The following is a 21,456-nucleotide window of genomic DNA, read 5'->3' on the forward strand; positions in this document are numbered from 1 at the left end:
GGGAACTCTCGGGCGCCCCCGGACAGTTATGCCTCCGGCACAGCACAGCGAGAGGGCGGTCCGATGGTCGTCGCAGTTCTGATCGGCCTGGTCGCCCTGTCGGTGATCGCCGGTCTCCAGTGGTACGCGTGGCGTCGCACGATCCGCGACACCACCCGCCCGGGCACGCCCGCCCGCCGGATCGGCACCACGGTGTTCGTCCTGGGTCCGCTGCTGATGGTCGGCGCCATGGTCGGCGGGCGGGCCGGAGCCCCCTTCTGGCTGGAGCGGGCCATGGCCTGGCCGGGCTTCCTGTGGGCGGCCCTGATGCTGTACCTGCTGCTCGCCCTGGCGGTGGGCGAACCCGTCCGCCCCCTGCTCCGCCGCTTCCTGGAACGGCGGGACCGCCGCGTCGAGGCCGCCGCGCCCGGGACCGCGTCCCCGGCGCCCCCCGCCCCCGGGACCGCCGAGCGGCCGGCCCCGTCCGTCGCGCCGCCGGCGGAACCGACCAGCGCACCGGCCGCCGTCGGGGCCGGCCCCGCCCCGGCGGGACCCTCGCGGCGCCTGTTCGTGGCCCGGACCGTCGCCGGGACGGCCGCGGTCGCCGCCGCAGCGACGGTCGGGGCCGGGACGTACGGCGTGCTGAACGGCCCCACGGTGAAACGGGTGACCGTGCCGCTGGCCAAGCTGCCGCGCTCGGCGCACGGCTTCCGGATCGCGGTGGTCAGCGACATCCACCTCGGGCCGATCCTGGGCCGGTCGTTCGCCGAGCGGTTGGTGCGGACGATCAACTCCACCCAGCCGGACCTGATCGCCATCGTGGGCGACATGGTCGACGGCGACGTGGCCGACCTCGGACCGGCCGCCGCGCCGCTGGCCCGGCTGAAGGCCCGGCACGGCACCTTCTTCGTCACCGGCAACCACGAGTACTTCTCCGGCGCCCAGCAGTGGGTGGACGAGGTGCGCGACCTGGGGCTGCACCCGATGGAGAACGCCCGCACCGAACTCCCCGCCTTCGACCTCGCCGGGGTCAACGACCCGGCGGGCGAGAGCGAGGGGCAGGGGCCCGACTTCGCCGCCGCACTGGGCGACCGGGACCCCGCGCGGGCCTCGGTGCTGCTGGCCCACCAGCCGGTCGTCATCCACGACGCGGTGCGCCACGGGGTGGACCTCCAGCTCTCCGGGCACACCCACGGCGGCCAGCTCTGGCCCGTGGACTCCCTCGCCCGGCTCCAGAACCCGACCCTCGCCGGGCTGGAACGGTACGGGGACACCCAGCTCTACGTCACCCGCGGCGCCGGCGCCTGGGGGCCGCCGGTGCGGGTCGGCGCGGAGTCGGACATCACCGTGGTGCAGCTCGCCTCCCGGCAGGCGTGACCCCGCCCGACCGGAAGGAACCGTTCCGGGATCGTTTCCGGACGGAGGCGGGACGGAACGGACAGTGCGTGGCCGGATCGGCACCGGTCCGTGACCCGGTTGGGCCCCCGGGACCCCTTCGCACGCTGCATCATGTGTCGGACCGGTGGGTCCCCTGAGGGGGCCGTGTCCGGTGTGGCGACCGGGGGACGGGGGACCGATGGCACGGAGAGAAGCGTTTCGGCTACCCCGGCACCCCGCGTCCGTCGCCCTGGCCCGCCACCGGGTGCGGGACCACCTGCTCGCCTGGGGCCGGACCGAGGGCGACGGCACCCTCGACGACACCGTCCTGCTGGTCTCCGAACTCGTCACCGACGCCGTCCGGCACGGCCCCCTGCTGGAGCGGGAGTTCGAGGTCGCGGTCACCGTCCTCGCCGACGGCGCCTGCTTCGTCGAGGTCACCGACCTCGACGCCCCCGGCGGGCCCGCCCCCGAGCCGGACGACAGCGCGGGACACCGACTGCGGAACGCCCTCGCCGAGGTGTCCGGCGTCTGGCGCGCCGGCCGCCGCTCCACCACGGTGTGGGCACTCGTGCCCGCCCGGCCCCTTCCCCCCGAGCCGGACGGCGGGGGTTAGTCCCGCACCGGCTCCGCCGGCAGGGACACCTCGACGGCCAGCCCGCCGCCGGAGCGGCCGCGCACCGCGACTCCGCCCCCGTGGGCCTCCGCCACGCCCCGGACGATCGCCAACCCCAGCCCGCTGCCCGCGCCGCCCCCCGCCCGGAAGAACCGGTCGAAGACCCGGGCCGCGTCCCGTTCGGCGAGCCCCGGCCCCCGGTCCGCCACCACCACCGTCACCACCCCGTCGACCCGCTCCACCGACAGCTCCACCGGGGCCCCGGCCGGGGTGTGCGCCCGGACGTTGGACACCAGGTTCCCCAGTACCTGCCGCAGCCCCGACTCGTCGGCGTGCACCAGCAGCACCCCGTCCGCCCGTACCGCCACCGGCCGTTCGGGCTGCTGCGCCCGCAGGTCGGCCGCCGCGTCCCGGACCAGTGCGCACAGGTCGACGTTGCGCAGCCGCAGCTCCGGGCGCTGGTCCAGGCGGGCGAGCACCAGCAGTTCGTCCACCAGCCGGTGCATCCGCTCCACCTCGGAGGTGATGCGGGACCAGGCCCGGTCCCGTTCGTCCGGGCCGGTCAGCATGGACCGCTCGAAGAGCTGGAGGTAGCCGTGGATCGCGGACAGCGGGGTGCGCAGTTCGTGCGAGGCGTCGGCGACGAACCGTCGCAACTGCTCGGCGCTGCGCTCCCGGGTCCGGTACGCCGACTCCACCTGGTGCAGCATCGAGTTCAGCGCCGTTCGCAGCTGTTCCACCTCGGTGGCCGGATGGCGGCTGGAGGGGACCCGTCGGGCCAGGTCCCCCTCGGCGATCGCGGACGCGGTGCTGACCATGTCCTCCAGGGGGCGCAGCTGGTGGCGGGCGCCCACCAGGGTGACCACGGCCAGCAGCGTCAACAGCACGGCACCGAGCGCCAGGTCGAACTTCAGGGCCTTGTGGATGTTGGTGTGCACGATCTGCGTCGACGCGGCCAGCAGCACCGTGGTCCCGTCGTCCAGGGTGGTCGCGGTCGCCCGGTGCGGTTCGCCGGCCAGCCGCACGTCCACCAACCGCCCGGAGCCCACCAGCCGCCGCGGAGCGTTGATCGACGAGGCCAGCAGCCGCTGCCGCCCGGTCGGCTCCCACCCGGCGACCCGCACCGCCTCTCCGGGCCGGCCCAGGGCGACGAACAGCACGTCGGAGTGGGGCAGCAGCCCGCTGTCGCGCGGCGACAACTCGTCGAGGGCGATGCCCAGTCCGCGCAGCGACTCCAACTGCTCCAGGGTGATCTGGGAGCTCCGCAGGGAGTCCCGTGTCGTCGCCAACTGCCGGTCGATGCTGTCCAGGAAGAAGTGCCGCAGTCCCATCAGGCTGGCCGCGACGGCCAGGGCGATGCCGAGCGCGAGCAGGGCCACGTTCACCACGGTCAGCCGGGCCCGCAGCGACCGTGGGCGACGGCGCGGGACGGTACGGGGTTCCATCGGCGGTGGCCCTACGCCAACCGGTAGCCGATGCCGCGCCGGGTGGTGATCAGCGGCGGCCCCAACTCGCCGAGCTTGCGGCGCAGGTAGCTGATGTACGTCTCCACGACGGAGGAGTCGGCGGGGTGCTCGTACCGCCACACGTGCCGCAGCAACTCCTCCTTGGAGACGGTCCGCCCCGCGTTGCGGACCAGGAACCGCAACAGGGCGTACTCGGTCGGGGTGAGCTGGGCGCTGCGGCCGGCCCGGTGGACGGTGTACGTGGTCTCGTCGAGTTCCAGGTCGCCGTGGCGCAGGGGCGGGTGGCGGGGCAGGACGTCGGCGGGGCGGGTGCGGCGCAGCACCGCGCCGATCCGGGCCACGACCTCGTCGATGTGGAACGGCTTGGTGATGTAGTCGTCGCCGACGTCGAGCGCGCCCACGATCTCGGCCGGGGCGTCCCGTGCGGTGAGGAAGACGACCGCGGTCTGCGGGAGGGCTCCGCGCAGTTCGCGACCGAGGGTCCGCCCGTCGCCGTCCGGCAGCATCACGTCCACCAGCGCGGCGTCCGGGCGCACCCGCTCGACGAGGTGCCGGGCCTGGCGCAGGGTCGCGGCGGTCGACACGTCGAAGCCGTGGAAGCGCAGGGCGATGGAGAGGACGTCGGCGATGCTCGGCTCGTCCTCCACGACCAGCACCCGGGCGCCCCGCAGCCCCTCGTCCACCACCAGGGCGCCCCCGGCGTCGGAGCCCGGGGCGGGCGGGCGGTCCGCGGCGGGCTGTCGTCTCGGCTCGATCACCCTCCCAGTATCGGCCGCCCGCACCGCTCGTGCGGGGTCCGGAACCTGGGAGTTCGCTGGGAAACCTGGGAGTCGGCTGGGAGCGCTGGGAGTTCGCTGGGGACCGGCCGCCGGAGCTTCCCGCCGCCCGGTCCGCCGTCCGAGGCTGGGCCCGGCCCGGACGGACGGGCGCGGGAACGAGTAGACGACCGCATGCGCGGCGGACGACCGCAACGACGGGGACGAGGGAGAACGACGACGTGACGGCATGGGCGCGCTGGTGCCATCGGCACAGGCTGCTGGTACTGGTGTTGTGGGTGGGGGTGTTGTTCGCCGTGGGGGCGGCCGGCGCCGCCACCGGCAAGGACTACTCCAACGACTTCTCCCTCCCGGGCACGGACTCCGCCCACGCCCGGGACCTGATGGAACAGGCCCGCCCGGGCGGTGCGGGGGACCCGGGCACCGTGGTGTGGCAGGTCACCGAGGGGTCGGTGCACGACCCGGAGGTGCGCGAGCGCATCGCCCCGGTGCTGCGGGAGATCGCGGGCCTGGACGGCATCGGCGCGGTCGGCTCCCCGTACGGGGCTGACCCGGGCGCCGCCGCCCGGGTCAGCGAGGACGGCCGGACCGCCTTCGCCGAGGTCTTCTTCACCGAGCAGGCGAACGCCGTCCCGGTCGACCTCGCCCGGGACGTCGTCGACACCGCGCGCGCCGCCGCCGGTGACGGGCTGCGGGTGGAGGTCGGCGGGCAGGCCATCGCCCGCATCCAACAGCCGCACGGCGGGACCTCCGAACTCGTCGGCATCGCCGCCGCCGCGGTCGTGCTCTTCCTCGCCTTCGGCTCGCTGTTCGCCATGCTGCTGCCGATCGTCGTCGCCGTGTTCGGCGTCGGCACCGGGCTGCTGGCGACCATGCTGATCAGCCACGGCACCGCGATACCCGACCTGGCCCCGATGATCGGCTCGCTCGTCGGCCTCGGCGTCGGCATCGACTACGCCCTGTTCATCGTGGTCCGGCACCGGCGCGGGCTGCTGCGCGGCGAGGACCCGGAGACCTCGCTGGTCGCCGCGCTCAACACCTCCGGGCGGGCGGTGGTCTTCGCCGGCGGCACGGTGTGCATCGCCCTCGCGGGCATGCTGGTGATGAACCTGCGTTTCCTGGACGGCATCGTCATCGCCACCGTCCTCACCGTGATGCTGAGCGTGCTGGCCGCCGTCACCCTGCTGCCGGCGCTGCTCGGGTTCCTGGGCCACCGGGTGCTCAGCCGCCGTCAGCGGGAGGCCGTCCGCCCCGCGGACCGTCCCGCGCAGGAGGCCCCCAGCGGGCTCGCGGTGCGCTGGTCGGCGGTGGTGGAACGCCGGCCCAAGGCCCTGGTGGCCCTGGCCCTCGCGGTGCTCGCCGTGCTGTCGCTGCCGCTGCTCTCGCTCCGGCTCGGCGCCACCGACCAGGGCAACCACCCCGAGGACCTGACCACCCGCCAGGCGTACGACCTGCTCGCGGACGGCTTCGGGCCCGGCTTCAACGGCCCGCTCGTCGTCGTCGCCGAGGACGCCGACCCCGACGCGGTGCGACGGCTGGTGGTGCGGGTGGAGGAGGACCGGGGCGTGGCCCGGGTGGCCGCGATGCCGCCCGCGCACGGGGTGTCCGCGATCCAGATCGTGCCCACCACCCCGCCCCAGGCCGAGGAGACCGACCGGCTGATCGACCGGCTGCGCGAGCGGCACCTGCCCCAAGCGGGCCTCGACGGCCACGTCGGCGGGGTGACCGCGGTGTTCAAGGACTTCGCCCAGCAGACCGGCGAACGGCTGCCGTACTTCGTCACCGCGATCGTCGGACTCGGCTTCGTGCTGCTGCTGATCGCGTTCCGTTCGCTGGCCGTTCCACTGACCGCGGCCCTGATGAACCTGGTCGCCGCGGCGGCCTCGTTCGGCGCGGTGGTGGCCTTCTTCCAGTGGGGCTGGGGCCTGGAGCTGATCGGCCTGGACCGGGCCGGCCCCATCTCGGCCTTCCTGCCGGTGATCATGCTCTCCCTGCTCTTCGGCCTGTCGATGGACTACCAGGTGTTCCTGGTCAGCCGGATGCACGAGGAGTGGACCCGCACCGGCGACAACGCCCGGGCGGTGCGGGTCGGACTCGCCGAGACCAGCAGGGTCATCAACTCCGCCGCACTCATCATGATCTTCGTCTTCCTGGCGTTCGTGCTGAGCGGCGACATGGAGGCGGTGGTCGCCGGCGCGGGGCTCGCCTTCGCCGTCGCGGTGGACGCGTTCGTGCTGCGCACGGCCCTGGTCCCGGCGCTGATGCACCTGTTGGGACGGGTCAACTGGTGGCTGCCCGGCTGGCTGGACCGCCGGCTGCCGCACCTGGCCCTGGAGGCCCCCGACCCCGCGACGACCGGGTCGGTCCCGGCCGGCCCGGAGGTGACGAAGGGGACAGAGGGGACGGAGGACGGTTCGGCGGCGGTGCACGGGTTCGTCCGCACCACCGAGGGCGGACCGGTGGCCGGCGCGGTACTCGCCCTGCGCTCCGTCGACGGCGAAGGAGTGGACCGGACGACCTCCCGCGCGGACGGCTCGTACCGGCTGGCCGCACCGGCACCCGGTACCTACCTGCTCGTCGTGCGGACCGCCCGGGGCGGGGAACGGACCGCCCGGGTGACCGTGCGCGGCGGCCCGCTCGTCCACGACGTCGAGTGGGAGGAGTGGTCAGCCGACGGAGCCGGGGCCGGGGTCTGAGGCGGGTGCGCGGGGTCCTCCGGCGGGGCGGGGGGCGGCGGGGTCGGAGCCGTCGTGTCCGTCCGGTCCGTCGGGCCGGAAGTCGACGAACAGGTCGTGGACCTCGCGCACCAGGGGCCGCAGCAGCCGGAACCGGGACAAGGAGACGCCGCGGGCGACGAGTCGGGCGCCCCGCTCGGCGAGCCGCCGGCTGCGGCGGTGCCCCTCGGAGCGGTCGAACACCCAGTACAGCACCAGCCCCATCTGGGCCGTCCACAGCAACTCCGGCAGGATGTCCGCCAGTTCCTCCGGGACCTTGACCTTCGCCCCGGCGAGCACCTCCCGGTGGGTGTCGATCGCGGCCTCCCGGGCCGCCCGCGACTCGGGGGAGAACGGGCTGAGCGGACTCTGCGGATCGGCCGCGTTCTTGAAGAACTGCGCCGCGAACGCATGGTAGGGCTCCGCGATGTCCACCCAGGTGGTGAGCACCCCGGTCAGCCGGGCTTCCAGCTCCGTCTCCCGCTCCAGCACCGGCCGGACCGCCGCCCCGTGCTCGGCGGAGATCCGGTCGTACACCCCCTGGATCAGGTGTTCCTTGCCGTCGAAGTAGTAGTAGGCGTTGCCCACGGAGACCCCGGCCTCCTGGGCGATGGCCCGCATGGTCGTCCGGTCGTAGCCGCGCTCCTTGAACAGGCGGAGCGCGGTCTCCAGGATCAGCGCGCGGGTCTGCTCGCTCTTCGCGGAGCGCTCCGCGCCCCGGCCGCCGCCCCCGCCCCCGTTCCCGGGCGCGGCGGGCGGCTGCTTCGTCGGTCGATCGTTCGCTGCGGACACGGGGTCGAGCCTAACCAGTGGTGCAGCCGTCGTCGGTGCAGGTGGGGGCGGCCGGGAGGGCACGGAGGCCGGCCCCACCCGGCGCGGGGGCGGTGGCCGGGGCCGGCACCCGTACCCAGCCGATCCCGCCCCGGTACTCCCACTCGCCGACCCGGTGCACGACCGGCGCCCCGGCCCGGGCGTACCCGGGGTGTCGGTCCCGCCCCCCGCCGGGACCGACACCCCCCGCCCCGGGGGCCGTTCCCACGGCCCCGGCCCGCCGCGCGTGCAGGGTCCGGCGGTACCGGGAGGCCGCGACGACGGCGCCCTTGGCCAGCCGGGCGCCCTGCGGCGTGGCGAGCCGGTGGGCCAAGGCCCGGTACTCGCCCAGCGCCCACAGGCACACCACCCAGGCATGGGCGCCCCGGTACACCTGGCCGCCGTCCGCGACGACGGTGATGTCCACCAGGGTGGAGGCGTGGTCCAGCGCGGGGAACCTGCGCCGGGCCTCGTCCGAGCCGGCCGGCACGAAGTCGAGCCGCACCAGCTGGGGCTGCCGGGTCAGCCAGCCGCGCAGGAAGGTGCAGAGCGGGCAGGTCGCGTCGTACAGCACGGTGAGCGCACGGACCGCCGGCGCGGAGGCGGGCGCGATGTCGGTCACCGGGTCACGCCTTGCCGGTGGGCGGGGCCCACGGGCCCAGGTTCGCGGTGTGCTCCTGCGGCGGCACCGGGGGGAACTGCTCCCGCTCCATGGCGCCGCGCCGCCGGATCCTGTTCAGCACCCACACGTTGGCCAGGTGCAGCACCCCGAGCACCAGCAGCACCACGCCCAGCTTGGTCGACAGCGCCTCGAAGACCTCGCGGGCCTCGGTGATCTCGTCGTCCTGGTTGAGGTACAGCGCGACGAACCCGAGGTTGACCAGGTAGAACCCCACCACCAGCAGATGGTTGACGGCGTCCGCCAACTTCTCGTTGCCGCGCAGCACGTCGGAGAGGAAGATCCGCCCGTTCCGGCTGAGCGTCCGGGCGACCCAGACGGTCAGCCCGATGCCGACGACGGTGTAGACGAGGTACGCGATCCACGTGAGGTCCTGTTCCTGCGCCACGGACCCCCACCCCCTTCTCGCGTCCCGGGTGCGGCAGCACCGACCCGAAACGCCTCTTGAACGTGTTCAAAAACCTGTCACGGGTGACTGTAGACCTGTTTTTGAACGCGTTCAAGTAAGTCTGCGCCGCCTTCGGCCGCACGGCCCCTAACCCTCCGAACGCAGCCGGCCGCCCGGACGACGAGCGTCCGGGCGGCCGGTCGGGGCTGGTGCGGTGGCCACCGCACCGGGGTCAGCCCACGGCGATGCGGGTCTTCCAGTGGCTGTTGGGACCGATCATCTGTCCCCCGTTGCCGGTCAGGGCGGTCCGCGAGCCAGGGTGGAACCGCACCGAGCCGTTGGCCTGCACCGACCAGACGTCCCCGATGCCGTCCCCGTCGGCGTCCGGCGTGCCGACCGCGAAGGGCGCGCTGGCCGTGGACCAGCCGGTGGCCCCGTACGTGGTGTCGGCGCCGCCGGCCGAGTTGGCCGCTGCCGCGAGCGAGGACAGGTCCACGCCGCCGCCGGCCGCCGGCTTGCCCTTGCGGAGCACCAGCTTGCCGGGCTCCGCGCGGTAGACGAGGTCCGCGACGCCGTCGCCGCTGATGTCGTAGGCGGAGACCAGGTCCCGCTGCGCCCAGGGCGCGGAGGTGAGGCGGGTCGCCTTCTCGACGGTGGCGCCGTGGTAGCCGGTGAACACCCACAGGGCGTCCCCGACGGTGGCGAAGAGGTCCACCCGACCGTCCCCCGTGACGTCTCCGGCGGACACGATCTGGGTGAACGTCGAGGGTGACGGTGCTCCCTCCGGCAACAGGATCTCCCGCCGCTTGTCGACGTTGACCGCGCCGTACCCGTCTCCGGGGTACACCCAGAGCCGGCCTCCGACCCGGACGATGAGGTCCTGGAACCCGTCCCCGCCGTAGACGTCGCCGTGATGGGTGATCAGTGCGCCCTTGAAGTGGCCGGGATCCGCGGCCACGTGCGGCGGGGCGTCGTCCCCGTTGGGGTCCTTGAGCCGGTTGAGCTGGTAGGCCGCGGACATGGAGTAGTCGAGGTCGCCGGTGCCCTGCGTCACGTCGTCGTTCTTGCCCTGCGAGGGGTACAGCGCCAGGTTCCCGCCCTCGGTGACCACCAGGAGGTCGGGCAGACCGTCCCCGGTGAAGTCGCCCGCGGTGTCGGCCTGGTCGCGTGGTGACACGTAGAAGAAGTACTTCGTCGGGTTCGAGACGTTGCCGGCCTGGTCCACCACCCGGACGAACAGGACGTTCGGTCCGGCCGCCGGGGGCTTGGCGTTGGAGATCGTCACGCCGGCGGAGGTGCTGGACCCCGCGGTGCGGTTGACCGAGCCGGTGTAGCTCTCCGAGTTGAAGCCGTACTCGTAGCGCACCACGTCGCTGTCGAGTGCCCGGAACGTGAACGAACCAGCCGAGCCGAACTTCTTCTTGGACCAGTTGCTGTCCTCGCCGCCGCTGCCGAAGCCGTTGTCCGAGGGGTCCGCGTCGGGGAAGTCGACCGAGGAGACCCGGGGCGGCTTGGGCGCCTTCTTGTCGTAGACGAACCGGCACGGCGTGCTGGCCGGGGAGTACGAGGAGGTCAGGTCGCCGCGGTCCTTGGCCCGCACCCGCCACGAGAACAGGGTGCCGTCGGCGAAGGACGCGATGGAGAACGCGCTCGTGGTGACCGAGGCGCTGCCCACACCGGCTTCGACCCCCACCCGGCCGACGGACCCGAGCCTGTCGCCTTCGGTGTCCCACTTGCCGGTGCGCCACAGATCGAAGTCGAAGTGGTCGAGGTTGGCGTCCTTGTCGGTCGCCCTGGCGCTGAAGGTCACCTGGTCGGAGCCCATCCGCACGTAGGGGGGCGAGGTCGTGCACTTGGCCTCGGGGCCGAGGTCGAGGTGGGTGGGTGCGCCGGGACGACGGTTGTAGTCGATCTCCAGGACCGGGGACCCCTCACCGGTGGCACGGAACTTCTTCCAGGCGTACTGGGACTTCTCGTCCCGGGCCCGCATGCCGAAGGTGATGATGTTGTCGCCGTCCCCGTCGATGTGCTTCTGCACGGCGTTCTTCAGCTGGAAGTTCACGTGCTTGTCCGGGCACGAGGCCTTCCAGCCGTGCGCGAAGCTCCGGGTCGCGTACTTGTTGCCGTCGTGCAGCTTGGGCGCGTTGCGCCAGTTGGTGCGTCCGTTGACCTCACGGGTCAGGTGGACGCTCATCGATCGCGGGCTGCACGACCAGGAGTAGGTGGCCAGGGTCCGCATCGTGGCGCTCCTGATCTGGACGCCCTCCAAACGGGAGCCCAGGTCGATGTTGAAGAAGGAGCGGGAGGTCCCCCAGGTGTCCGACTCGAAGCCGACCCGCGCTTCGTGCGTCCCGCCCTTGTTGAACCCCCTGCCGTTGAAGAACGTGGCGTTGGGGTGCCGACTGTAGGCGGTGGTCCAGCCCACCGTCGGCTTGGTGAAGGACGGGTCGACGAACACCGGGTAGGTGGTGGCGGGATCGGCGAGGAACTCCTGGTCCGGGGTCAGGCTCCAGACGGTGTCGTCGAGGTCCGACTCGATCACCTCCCCGCGGGAGTCGGGCGACGGCCCGTTCAGCGAGGGCAGGCCGAGGGTGGCCGTGCTGCCGGTGCGCGAGGGCTCGGGTGTCGGCTCGGCAGGGGCGGGCGGGAGCGGTGCCTCGGTCGGATCGACCTGCGGGCCGTCGGAGGCGGCGGGCAGCACCTCGCCCTCCGGGTCGATCTGTTCGTCCGACTGCGGGGGGAGTTCCGAGGAACTCGGGGTCGCCGTCGGTTCGGTGGGGCCCGGTTCGGTGGGGCCCGGTGCTTCGGGTCCGGTCGGCTGCGCGCTGGCCCCGACCTCGCCGTCGGTGACGGCGGGTTGGCCGCTGCTGTCCCAGATCAACGGCGTGGGCGAGAGGGCGACCTCTTCGTCCTCCGAGTCGACCGCGCTCACGATCCCGGACAGGGGGTCGAGCCGGAAGACGAGGGTCGCGGAGTCCAGACCGTAGGTGAGCTTCTGCGCCAGCGGATGCGCCGCCGCCTCGCGGTTCTTGAGCACCAGCACGGGGGCGAAACCGATGTCGTCCGCGGTCAGCACCAGATCCGCGCCGGGGAAGAGCTCGGGGTACAGGGCCCGGTTTCCTTCGATGACCGGTGCGGGAACGGGGCCGGGCCAGGTGAGGGCGATGGTGTGGGTGCCCACCTGCATCGTGGCGAGCGGGTGGGCGGGGGCGGCGTCGGCTGCTGCCTGGTGCCGGACGGCCTCGAGGTGGCCGCGGGGAGCGGTGCGGGACGCCCGACCGCTCGTGCCCTCCTGGCGTGGACCGGAGGCCGACGATCCGGGGGAGAACACGATCCTCGTGTTGGAGAGGGTGGGTTCCCATCCCTCCTCCGTGCGGCGCAGGTCGAGATCGACGGGCTTCCAGACCCCGTCGGACTCGGCGTGGAGGGCTGTCGGGTGGAACCGGGTGGACATCAACCCGTCCGGACGTGCCCAGGTGGTGGACGTCGCCGTGCGCAGTGCGGTGACCTCCACCTTCCGCCTGGTGCGGGCGGCCTCGGCGACCGCGTCGACCTCCGTGACCGGGGTGGCCGCGGCGGGTTTCCCCGGGGCGGCCCGGGGCGGGTCTGCATCGGGGCCGTCGTCGGACCGTAGCCCGACGTAGGTGAGCCCACCGGCGGCGATCGTTGCCGCGAGGACGGCGGCGAGGGCCCGACGTCCGGGCGTCCGACCGCCCGATGTGCGTGGAGCCAAACCTGCACGAGGTGCGCGTGTCGTGCGCGTCACGGGTTCCCCTTCCCCCTGGAGGTCCGGTGCGCAGGGCATGGCGCGGCCGGAGTGGCGGGCCGGCCGCGCCCCGGATCTCCCCGATCCGTGAACTGGGCATGGCGAGGCGAGCCGATGATCGCTCAAACCGGGCGCGGCGTCACCCGTCGCCCTCCGGCTCCTCGGGCGCCCCGGGAGGACGTCACCCCGTCCGAACAGTGCTTCGAGGAACGGGGAGGGGCTGGCGAGGAGCTGGAGCCGGGGAGAGAAAAGGCTGTGATATCCCATCATTCAGGGCGATGTGACGATCTTTTTGGCATCAGATCCAGGTAAGTGTCCTGCATATGCCATTGGTCTATTGCATCGCTGTTTCTTGGCGTGTGCCACTCAATGCGGCATCGATATGCATTCAATTCGTTACTTAAAGTGATGACGATCACATAGTCGCGACATCTCTGGCGCACCCTCACGCAACGGACACAGAATCTCGCCACTGATCCGCCATCACGCGTGGTCTCTCCGGCCCGCTCCACACACCGGTCTGGGGGGACCCCATCGTGCTCGGCCGTCATGCATCCGCTCCGTACGAACGCCGCGGATTCCGGCTCGCCGCCGTCCCGTTGGTCAGCGCCGCACTCCTGGTCGGCCTGCTGCCCGCGACCGCGGCCGCCCTGCCACCCGTGCCGGCCACCGGCGAGGTGGCCGGACGGGACACCCTCGCCCTGGAGTCCCTCGGAGAGGAACAACCGGTCCCGAGCAAGGGACGGTCCGCGGCGCGGCTCGCCGCCTCGTCCCCGTACGACGATGACGAGCAGCCCCCCGAGGAACACCAGGCGCCGGCGAACACGGTGACGCCACCGGCCGCGGGCACCGGATCGGTCGCCTTCGGCACCCCGGCCTCGCCCGCGGGCCTGCGGACCTCGGGCGAGGCCGCCGCCCTGTCCGCTTCCACCCCGGAACCGCCACCTCCGGTGCGGGCCGGCACCCTGCCGGTCAGCCTCGGCCAGGCACCCGGACAACCCGCTCCCGCCGGAACCTGGCATGTCGATGTCGCCGCCCCGACCGCCCCGGTGTCCACCGGCGTCGACGGCGCGGTCTTCGCCGTTCGGGCCCCGGCTGGCGGAGCGGTCCCCGTCCGGGTCAAGCTGGACTACGCCAAGTTCGCCAACCTGTACGGCGCGGACTGGGCCTCCCGGCTCCGGCTCGTCCAGTTCCCCGCGTGCTACCTGACCACGCCCGACCTGGAGGAGTGCCAGCAGAGCACGCCCCTGGAGACGACCAACGACGAGGGCGGGAAGTCGCTGACGGCCACGGTGGACCCTGCGGAGGGAACGGACCCGCCGCCCCCCGCCGGAGCGTCCGCCCGCCCCGGCGCGGCCGTGGCCACGGTGCCGGCGGTGCACCGCACGGGCGACTCCGCCGCCGCGGTCCCCGCCGCGACCGGCGGGGGCACCGCGGTGGTCGGCACCGAGGACCGGGGCGCCGGCGCCGGCGGCTCCTTCAAGGCGACCCCCCTCGACGCCAGCGGCAAATGGGGGGCCGGCGGCTCCTCGGGCGCCTTCACCTGGACCTACCCCATCGCCGTGCCCGCACCCCCCGCCGGCCCCGCACCGACCGTCGCCCTCGGGTACAACTCGCAGTCGGTCGACGGCAAGACCTCGGTGTCCTCCCCGCAGGCGTCGTGGATCGGAGACGGCTGGGACTACGACCCCGGACACATCCAACGCCGCTACCGCACCTGCGAGGACGACCGCAAGCCCCTGGACCCGGGCGCCGCGAACCCCCGCACGCCCAACAACACGGCCAAGAAGGACAAGACCAGCGACCTCTGCTGGACCTCCTACAACGCCGTGATGTCGCTGGGCGGCAGGACCACCGAGCTGGTCCGTGACGCCCCCGCGGGCAGCAACACCGAGACCGACACCGAGACCTACCGTCCCCAGAACGACGACGGCACCCGCGTCGAACGCCGCACCGGCGGGGTCAACGGCGACGACAACGGCGAGTACTGGGTGGTCACCACCACCGACGGCACGACGTACTACTACGGTCTGAACAAGGTCGGCGGCGGTCATGCCGACACCGACTCGGTCTCCACCGTGCCCGTCTTCGGCAACCACCCCGGCGAGCCCTGCTACGCGCCCTCCTTCGCCGATTCGCGCTGCGGCGCGGGCAAGCAGCAAGCCTGGCGCTGGGGCCTGGACAAGGTCGTCGACGTGCACGGCAACGCGATGGTCATCGACTGGCAGCAGGCCACCAACCACTACTCCGTGCGCCAGAAGACCAAGACGCCCGAGGCGTACGACCGCGCCGCCTACCCGAACCACATCGAGTACGGCATGCGCACCACCGACCTGACCAAGCCGTCCGCCAAGGTGGACTTCGTCGTCGCCGAACGCTGCGTCGCCTCGGCGACCGTCTGCGCCCCGGCCAAGTTCGACCAGACCGACGACCCGGGCGCCTACCGCGCCTGGTGGGACACCCCCGGCAACCTCAACTGCAAGGCGTCCTCCGACCTCTGTCCCTCGTTCCCGTCCTTCTGGAGCCGCATCCGGCTCTCCGAGATCACCACCTACGGGCAGCGCCCCGGGGCGACGACACTCCAGAAGGTCGACACGCACACCCTCCACCAGTCCTTCCCGCAGGACTGGTACAGCATGGCGCCCGGCCTGTGGCTGAAGTCCATCACCCGCAAGGGCTTCGCGCCGGGTGACACCACCGGCACGCTCCAGTCCGAGGAGGGAGTTCGCTTCGTGCACTACGTGGTCGGTCCGTCCTCCCCCAAGGGCGTCCGCAAGCGGCTCCTGGACCGGCAACTCCCCAACCTGGTGCGCACCTCCGCGACCGACGACCGCCCGCCCTTCGTCCGGCCCCGGATCGGCGCGGTCCTCAACGAGTCGGGCGGAAAGGTCCTCGTCGAGTACACCGGGGGCTGTGCCACCGAACCCGCCACCGACAAGGGCCGGCACAACGGCACCTGCTACCCGGTCCGGTGGTCCCCGGACGGGGAGGTCGACAAGCCGGCGAAGGCCTGGTTCAACAAGTACGCGGTCCACTCGGTCACCGAGGTGAGCCAGGTGACGACGCACGGCCGACCCGTCCACACGATCTACTCCTACGCCGAACCCGCCTGGTCCCTGTCCGACGACGAGTTCCAGCCCGCCGCCCTGCGGACCCACAGCGACTGGCGCGGCTACCGCCGGGTCAGCACCACCAAGGGCAGCAAGACCTCCACGTCGCCGTCGGGGACCCCCCGGTCCCACTCCCTGTCCGAGAGCCGCTACTACCTGGGCACCGGCGAGGACGTGAAGGACTCCACCGGCAAGGTCCTCGGCAAGGACCACCCCCAGTACGCCGGGATGACCGCGGAAACCCTGACCTACGAGCACTCCGGCGCCTGGGCACTGGCCCGCAGCCTGACCTACCCCTGGTCCCGGGAGACGGCGTCCCGCTCCCGCGAGGCCGACGGCGGCACCGCACTGCCCCCGCTCACCGCGCACCGCACCGGCATCCGGCGCGTCGACGCCCTCAAGCTGGTGGCGAAGGCCGAGGGCGAGAACGGCACGGAGGAGTGGCGGACCGTCCGCACCACCTCCGAGTTCGACGAAGTGCACGGGCTGCCCGTCGAGTCGGAGACGGCCCTGGTCACGCCCACGGCTGGGGGCGGGGAGACGCTGTCCGACCACACTTGCACCCGCACCTCCTACGTCCACAACACCACCGACTGGCTCATCGGCCTGCCCAAGGAGGTGCGCACCACCGCCACCCCCTGCGCCGGCTTCGCCACCGCGGACCCGGCCACCGAACTCAAGGGCTCGGTCCGCACCAGCTACGACGGCCTGGCCCACGGAGCGACCCCCACCAAGGGAGACCCCACCTCCGTCGCGGAGATCAACGGCGCTGGCACCGCCCACTCCGTGAGCACCACCTTCACCTACGACCCGCTCGGCCGGGCCCGCAAGGTCACCAAGCCCCTGCTGGGCACCACGGAGACCCAGTACACCCCCGGCGACGCCGGCGGCCCCGTCACCTCCACCAAGACGATCAACGCCAAGGGCCACGCCTCCGTGACGACCCTGGACCCCGGGCGCGGACTGCCGTTGACCGTCACCGATGCCAACGGTCGGGTCACCCGCACCGAGTACGACGCACTGGGCCGCCTGGTGAAGGGCTGGACCCCGGACCGTTCCTCGGGGACGAAGTCCCCGAACGTCGAGATCTCCTACCGGACCTCCACCACCTCGCCGACGTCCGTCACCGTGCGCACCCTCAAGGACGACGGAAGCTACGGCCAGCACGTCACCCTCTACGACGGCCTGTTGCGGCAGGTCCAGACCCAGAGCGAGGCACACGGCCCAGGCCGGATCGTCACCGACACCACGTACGACGACCGGGGCCTGGTCGGCACCCAGACCGGCGGATACCTCGCCAAGGACGAGCCGTCCGGGGAACTGTTCCTGCCCCAGTCCCCGACCCTGGTCCCCAGCACCGTGAAGACCAGCTACGACGGACTGGACCGGGTCACCCGGCAGGCCGTCCACCACGGTCGCGGCCTGGCGTACGCCACCACCACCACGTACGACTACAGCAGCACGGAGGTGAACCCGCCCGGCGACTCCACCCCGACCACCGAGACCTTCCTGGACCCACTGGGCCGGGTCAGCTCCGTCCGGCACTACACCGAGTCGGACAAGTCGGCCTGGCGCACCACCACGTACGACTACGACGTCCGCGGCAACCGCAGCAAGGTCACCGACCCGGACGGCAACTCCTGGGGCTATACCTACGACGCCCGCGGCCGGCTCACCGAGAGCATCGACCCCGACACCGGCGTCACGCACACGGACTACGACGACGCCGACCGGGCGATCGCCGTCCGTGACGCCAAGCAGCGCACCACCCACACCGAGTACGACGAACTGAGCCGCGTCACCAAGGTCCGGCACGGCTCCCCGACCGCCGACCCGGCCAAGGAGTTCACCTTCGACGCGCCCGGCGCCCTCGGCCTGCCCGTCGCCTCCATCCGACACACCGAGACCGGCGACTACGTCGACCGGGTCACCGGCTACGACACCGAGTACCGGCCCACCGGCCGGGAGACCGTCGTCCCCGCGAACCCGATGACCAAGGGCCTCTCCGGGACCTACGCCTACTCCTACGCGTACACCCCCACCGGCAAGCCGCACTCGGTTACCCTCCCCGCCAAGGGCGGCCTCGCCGCCGAGACGGTCGTGACCCGCTACAACGAGGACGGGCTCCCCGAGTCCACCTCCGGCCTCAACTGGTACACCTCGGACGCCACGTACTCCCCCTACGGGGAGGTGCTGCGCGTGGTCAGCGGCTCACAGCCGGACCGGCTGTGGACCACCAACTTCGTGGACCGGCACACCGGCCGCCTCCAGCGGACCGTCACCGACCGCGAGACCGCCGGGCCGCACCGCGTCGCCGACGGCTACTACTCCTACGACGTCACCGGCGCGATCACCTCGCACGCCCGCAACCTGCGCGACGCGGCGGGCTCGTCCTGGGACAACCAGTGCTTCACCTACGACACCATGCGGCAACTCGTCCACGCCTGGACCTCCAGCATCGCGCCCACCGGCAACGGCGCGGGATGTCGAGCCGCCAACGGCGCCAACTGGGGGTACCGCGAGGACGCCCGGCCCTCCAGCGGGCCGGTCGCCGAGTCCGCCGGCAAGCCCGTGCAGGCCGCGGGCGCGGGCAACACCCTGACCGCGTCCCTGGCCGCGGCGGCGCCCGCTACCGGAACGGTGTCGGGCGGGGCCACCGGTTACCGCCAGTCGTTCACCTTCGACCTCATCGGCAACCGCGTCACCTCGACCGACCACGATCCGGCGAACCCTGCCAACGACGTCACCCACACCTACCACCACGGCAAGCAAGTGCCCGGCAACGGCACCTCCCCGGCGCAGGAGGTCCAGCCGCACACCCTCACCGCGGTCTCCCGGTCCAGCGGCGGCGGCAGCGCCTACGCGTACGACGTGCTCGGCAACACCGAGACCCGTGACCTGCCCGCGACGACCCAGCAGTTGCAGTGGACCCAGGAGAACAAACTCGACTCCATCAGCGACTCCACCTCGGGTACGACGACCCGCTACGTCTACGACGCCGCCGGCAACCGCATCCTGGAGAACTCCGCCACCGGCTCCACCCTCTACCTCGGCGAAACCGAACTCACCACCAACGCGAGCGGCACCATCACCCGCGCCTCCCGCACCTACTCCCAGGCCGGCACCCCGGCAGTCACCCGAACCACCACCAACGGCGCCACCACCGCCCACGTGCTCAACGCCCTGATCCCGGACCACCTGGGCACGGCCAACACCACCGTCGAACTCATCGGCAACCAGACCGTCACCCGCCGCGCCCACAAGCCCTACGGGGAGGCCCGCGGCCCCCAGCCGCCGACCTGGCCCAACAAGCGCGGCTACCTCGGCGTCGGCATCGACGACAAGACCACGGGCCTGACCCACATCGGCGCCCGCGAGTACGACTCCCAGATCGGTCGCTTCATCAGCATCGACCCGATCATGGACCTGGCCGACCCGCTCCAGATCAACGGCTACGCCTACGCCAACAACACCCCCGTCACCGCCAGCGACCCCACCGGACTCTGGATCGACGACGGCACGGGGCAGAGCGAGCCCCGGAAGGGGCAGAAGGCACGCAAGGACGTCGGAGTCCCCCGCGGCGGTGTCGGCAAGGGCGGGTGCTATTACCACTGCCCCGTCAGCGTCACGACCAGCCTCCAACAGGGAATCCTCGGTGGAATACGCGACGCGGGCCGTGACGCCCGCCAGCAGATATACGGGGCCGTCAAGTCCTTCTCGAAGTCGAAGGCTCAGGAAAAAGCCTGGATCGATGCCTTCCGAAACGACCTGTCGAAGCGATACCAGAAGCAGAAGTTCGTCGATGTGAACCAGGTGATCGCCACAGCGGTGGGAGTCTGCTTCGCGCACGAGGAGCTCGGCTGCTCGCAGGGGATGAAGGACTACTTCCAAGACGTCGAGGCGGCCCGCGTAACGGGTTTCGGGCTCTACGAGAGCGGGTTCCGGAGTGCCGATCCGGCTGCCGCGTCCGCGAAGACCGGCCTGGGTCGCGCGTTGTCCGCACGTTCCTGCAAGTGCTTCCTGGCCGGAACCGACGTCCTCATGGCGGACGGCACCACCAAGGACATCGAGGACGTCGAACTCGGTGACAAGGTGCGGGCGCGCGATCCGGAGACAGGGGAGTCGGGACCGCGTGAGGTCACCCGCCTCATCAGGACGGAGGAGGACAAGCACTTCAACGAGCTGTCCATCATGACCGAGGACGGCGTCGAAGAGCTCACTGCCACCCACGAACACCCCTTCTGGTCCCCGTCACAGCACGAGTGGATCACCGCCAGGGAACTCGCGGCGGGAATGACCCTCCTCACCGACGAGGGCGCCACCGTCATCGTCACGGGAAACCGACCTTTCACCCAGCACGCCAAGACCTACAACCTCACGGTCGACGACCTCCACACGTACTATGTGCTGGCGGGGGCCACGCCGGTACTCGTTCACAACAGTGGAGGCCACACTCCAAACGACGGAATGGTCACTGTTGGTCGTTGGATGTCTGGGGCAGAGCATCAGGCGATGATGGAGACCGGAATGGTTCAACGTGGTGGGGGTGGTTTCACCTACGTTGTGTACCCGGCAAGTCGAGACGCATACATATCGGCTCGCCCAGGATCTGTGTACGCAGAATTCGACGTGCCGAAATCTTCACTCATTCCTGGCGGCAGGCCGGGGGACTTCAAGATGTCAGATTCCGATACCATCTTTGCTCGTCTAGCGCAGAAGAAGGGGAACCCTGTTCCTCAACTTCCCGAAGCGAAGAACATCAAGCTGGGAGGATGGGGATGTTCCTAGGTAGTGCGCTGCTGGAGCGGGCTCAGGAGTGGATCCGACAGGAGATCCACAAGACAGAGGCTCTGCGGGATATTTCAGAGATTGAGGCGTTCCCTAGTGAGGGTGAGCTGACGTCAGTGAGCTGGACCCTTGATGGCGGCAACTTCATGGCTCAGGTGGTGCTGTGGGATACCGGGGAGTTTGAGGAAGATCTAGCGAACTCGGAAACGGGTCAAGTTCAGACGCGTAGCGGCCGCCTGACATCGCCTGATGATCTCGAATCCTGCCTTGTGGCCGCCCGTGATTGGGTTCTCCAGGGTCTTTGAGGGTTCGCTAGGAAACGATGCGTTAGCGAACATGGAGCCCCGCCCGGGCAGTGCCGGGCGGGGCTCCATCGTGGTCTGACGGTAGCAGTTGACGGAAACGGACGGGGACTGCGCAGAACTGTGGTTCGTCGCCGGGCTTACCGGTGATCTCGCCGGGGTTACTGAGCCTCATTCATCCTGAGTTTCCGCGGCGTCCCTCGGTGGGGCCGGCGTCGCCGTCATCGTGAAGATGGACCACGAGAGCGCGGCGGAGGGTGGCGGGCCCTGGGCCCTGGCCATGCAACGGGGCCGGGGGCTGGTCCGAAGGGATGCGCCCACCCTCGACCATCGCGGATCGGGGACTGCCACCGGCTCGGCGGTCTTCGTGGCCTCCCGCGTGCTCGGCCTGTCACTGCCGGAGGCGGAGGCGCGAAGGCAGCCGTCCGTGAGAGCGCTGTGTGGAGACCAGGGGCAACCGTGGCGGGAAACCCACTCCGACGTGGAGCGGTGGCGACGCCCGCCACTCCCCCCGGTGAAGCCCCTGACGGTACGTCGGCACATCGCGCGGTCTGGCCGAAGCAGGGAAGAATCGCCCAACACGCCCCGTTTGACCCTCGGCGGCCCGCCGTCAGGCTGCCGGCCCCCGCCCATCGGCAGGCAAGTCACGTCGGACGTAGGGTTATTCTGCGGTGCGCTGCACCTC

11 protein-coding genes are annotated in these 21,456 nt (G+C 71.8%); 5 read left to right on the plus strand and 6 right to left on the minus strand.

Annotation, left to right across the window (positions count from 1 at the left end; genetic code table 11):
- The first annotated feature begins 63 nt into the window (after positions 1 to 63).
- On the plus strand, positions 64 to 1,356 hold the full coding sequence (locus tag ACSMX9_RS18690) for a metallophosphoesterase (protein WP_445395351.1): 1,293 nt from the start codon (positions 64 to 66) through the stop codon (positions 1,354 to 1,356).
- A gap of 199 nt (positions 1,357 to 1,555) precedes the next feature.
- On the plus strand, positions 1,556 to 1,972 hold the full coding sequence (locus ACSMX9_RS18695) for an ATP-binding protein (protein ID WP_445395353.1): 417 nt from the start codon (positions 1,556 to 1,558) through the stop codon (positions 1,970 to 1,972).
- On the opposite strand, the gene ACSMX9_RS18700 is transcribed toward ACSMX9_RS18695, so the two are convergent.
- Together ACSMX9_RS18700 and ACSMX9_RS18705 are read right to left on the minus strand one after the other, a co-directional pair.
- Positions 1,969 to 3,417: a sensor histidine kinase gene (locus ACSMX9_RS18700; RefSeq protein WP_445395355.1), complete on the minus strand. Its 1,449-nt coding sequence runs from the start codon at positions 3,415 to 3,417 to the stop codon at positions 1,969 to 1,971. The two genes, ACSMX9_RS18695 and ACSMX9_RS18700, sit on opposite strands and share 4 nt — an antisense overlap.
- Before the next feature lie 11 nt (positions 3,418 to 3,428).
- Positions 3,429 to 4,094, minus strand: a complete 666-nt coding sequence (locus ACSMX9_RS18705; protein WP_445403025.1) for a response regulator transcription factor — start codon at positions 4,092 to 4,094, stop codon at positions 3,429 to 3,431.
- A 341-nt stretch (positions 4,095 to 4,435) separates the two neighbouring features.
- Here ACSMX9_RS18705 and ACSMX9_RS18710 point away from each other — a divergent pair, with 341 nt between their 5' ends.
- Positions 4,436 to 6,910: an MMPL family transporter gene (locus tag ACSMX9_RS18710; protein ID WP_445395357.1), complete on the plus strand. Its 2,475-nt coding sequence runs from the start codon at positions 4,436 to 4,438 to the stop codon at positions 6,908 to 6,910.
- Here ACSMX9_RS18710 and ACSMX9_RS18715 read toward each other — a convergent pair.
- The 4 genes from ACSMX9_RS18715 to ACSMX9_RS18730 form a co-directional block, all read right to left on the minus strand.
- The gene (locus tag ACSMX9_RS18715; protein ID WP_445403026.1) at positions 6,881 to 7,606 is read right to left on the minus strand and encodes a TetR family transcriptional regulator; all 726 of its coding nucleotides are present in this window, start codon (positions 7,604 to 7,606) and stop codon (positions 6,881 to 6,883) included. The two genes, ACSMX9_RS18710 and ACSMX9_RS18715, sit on opposite strands and share 30 nt — an antisense overlap.
- 124 nt (positions 7,607 to 7,730) lie before the next feature.
- Positions 7,731 to 8,360, minus strand: a complete 630-nt coding sequence (locus tag ACSMX9_RS18720; protein WP_445395359.1) for a thiol-disulfide oxidoreductase DCC family protein — start codon at positions 8,358 to 8,360, stop codon at positions 7,731 to 7,733.
- Positions 8,361 to 8,364: 4 nt separating this feature from the next.
- A complete protein-coding gene (locus ACSMX9_RS18725) occupies positions 8,365 to 8,805 on the minus strand; it encodes a hypothetical protein (protein ID WP_351248979.1) in 441 nt (146 codons plus the stop codon).
- 232 nt (positions 8,806 to 9,037) lie between these two features.
- Entirely contained in the window at positions 9,038 to 12,538 is a 3,501-nt protein-coding gene (locus ACSMX9_RS18730) for a DNRLRE domain-containing protein (RefSeq protein WP_445395361.1), read from the minus strand.
- Positions 12,539 to 13,107: 569 nt separating this feature from the next.
- On the opposite strand from ACSMX9_RS18730, the gene ACSMX9_RS18735 reads away from it, so the two are divergent.
- Together ACSMX9_RS18735 and ACSMX9_RS18740 are read left to right on the plus strand one after the other, a co-directional pair.
- Positions 13,108 to 20,469 (plus strand): TreTu family toxin, encoded by a 7,362-nt coding sequence (locus tag ACSMX9_RS18735; protein ID WP_445395363.1) that lies wholly within the window; start codon positions 13,108 to 13,110, stop codon positions 20,467 to 20,469.
- Entirely contained in the window at positions 20,454 to 20,774 is a 321-nt protein-coding gene (locus ACSMX9_RS18740; RefSeq protein WP_445395365.1) for a hypothetical protein, read from the plus strand. The genes ACSMX9_RS18735 and ACSMX9_RS18740 overlap by 16 nt, the downstream gene beginning before the upstream one ends.
- Positions 20,775 to 21,456: the final 682 nt, after the last annotated feature.

Source organism: Streptomyces sp. LE64, from assembly GCF_052606915.1.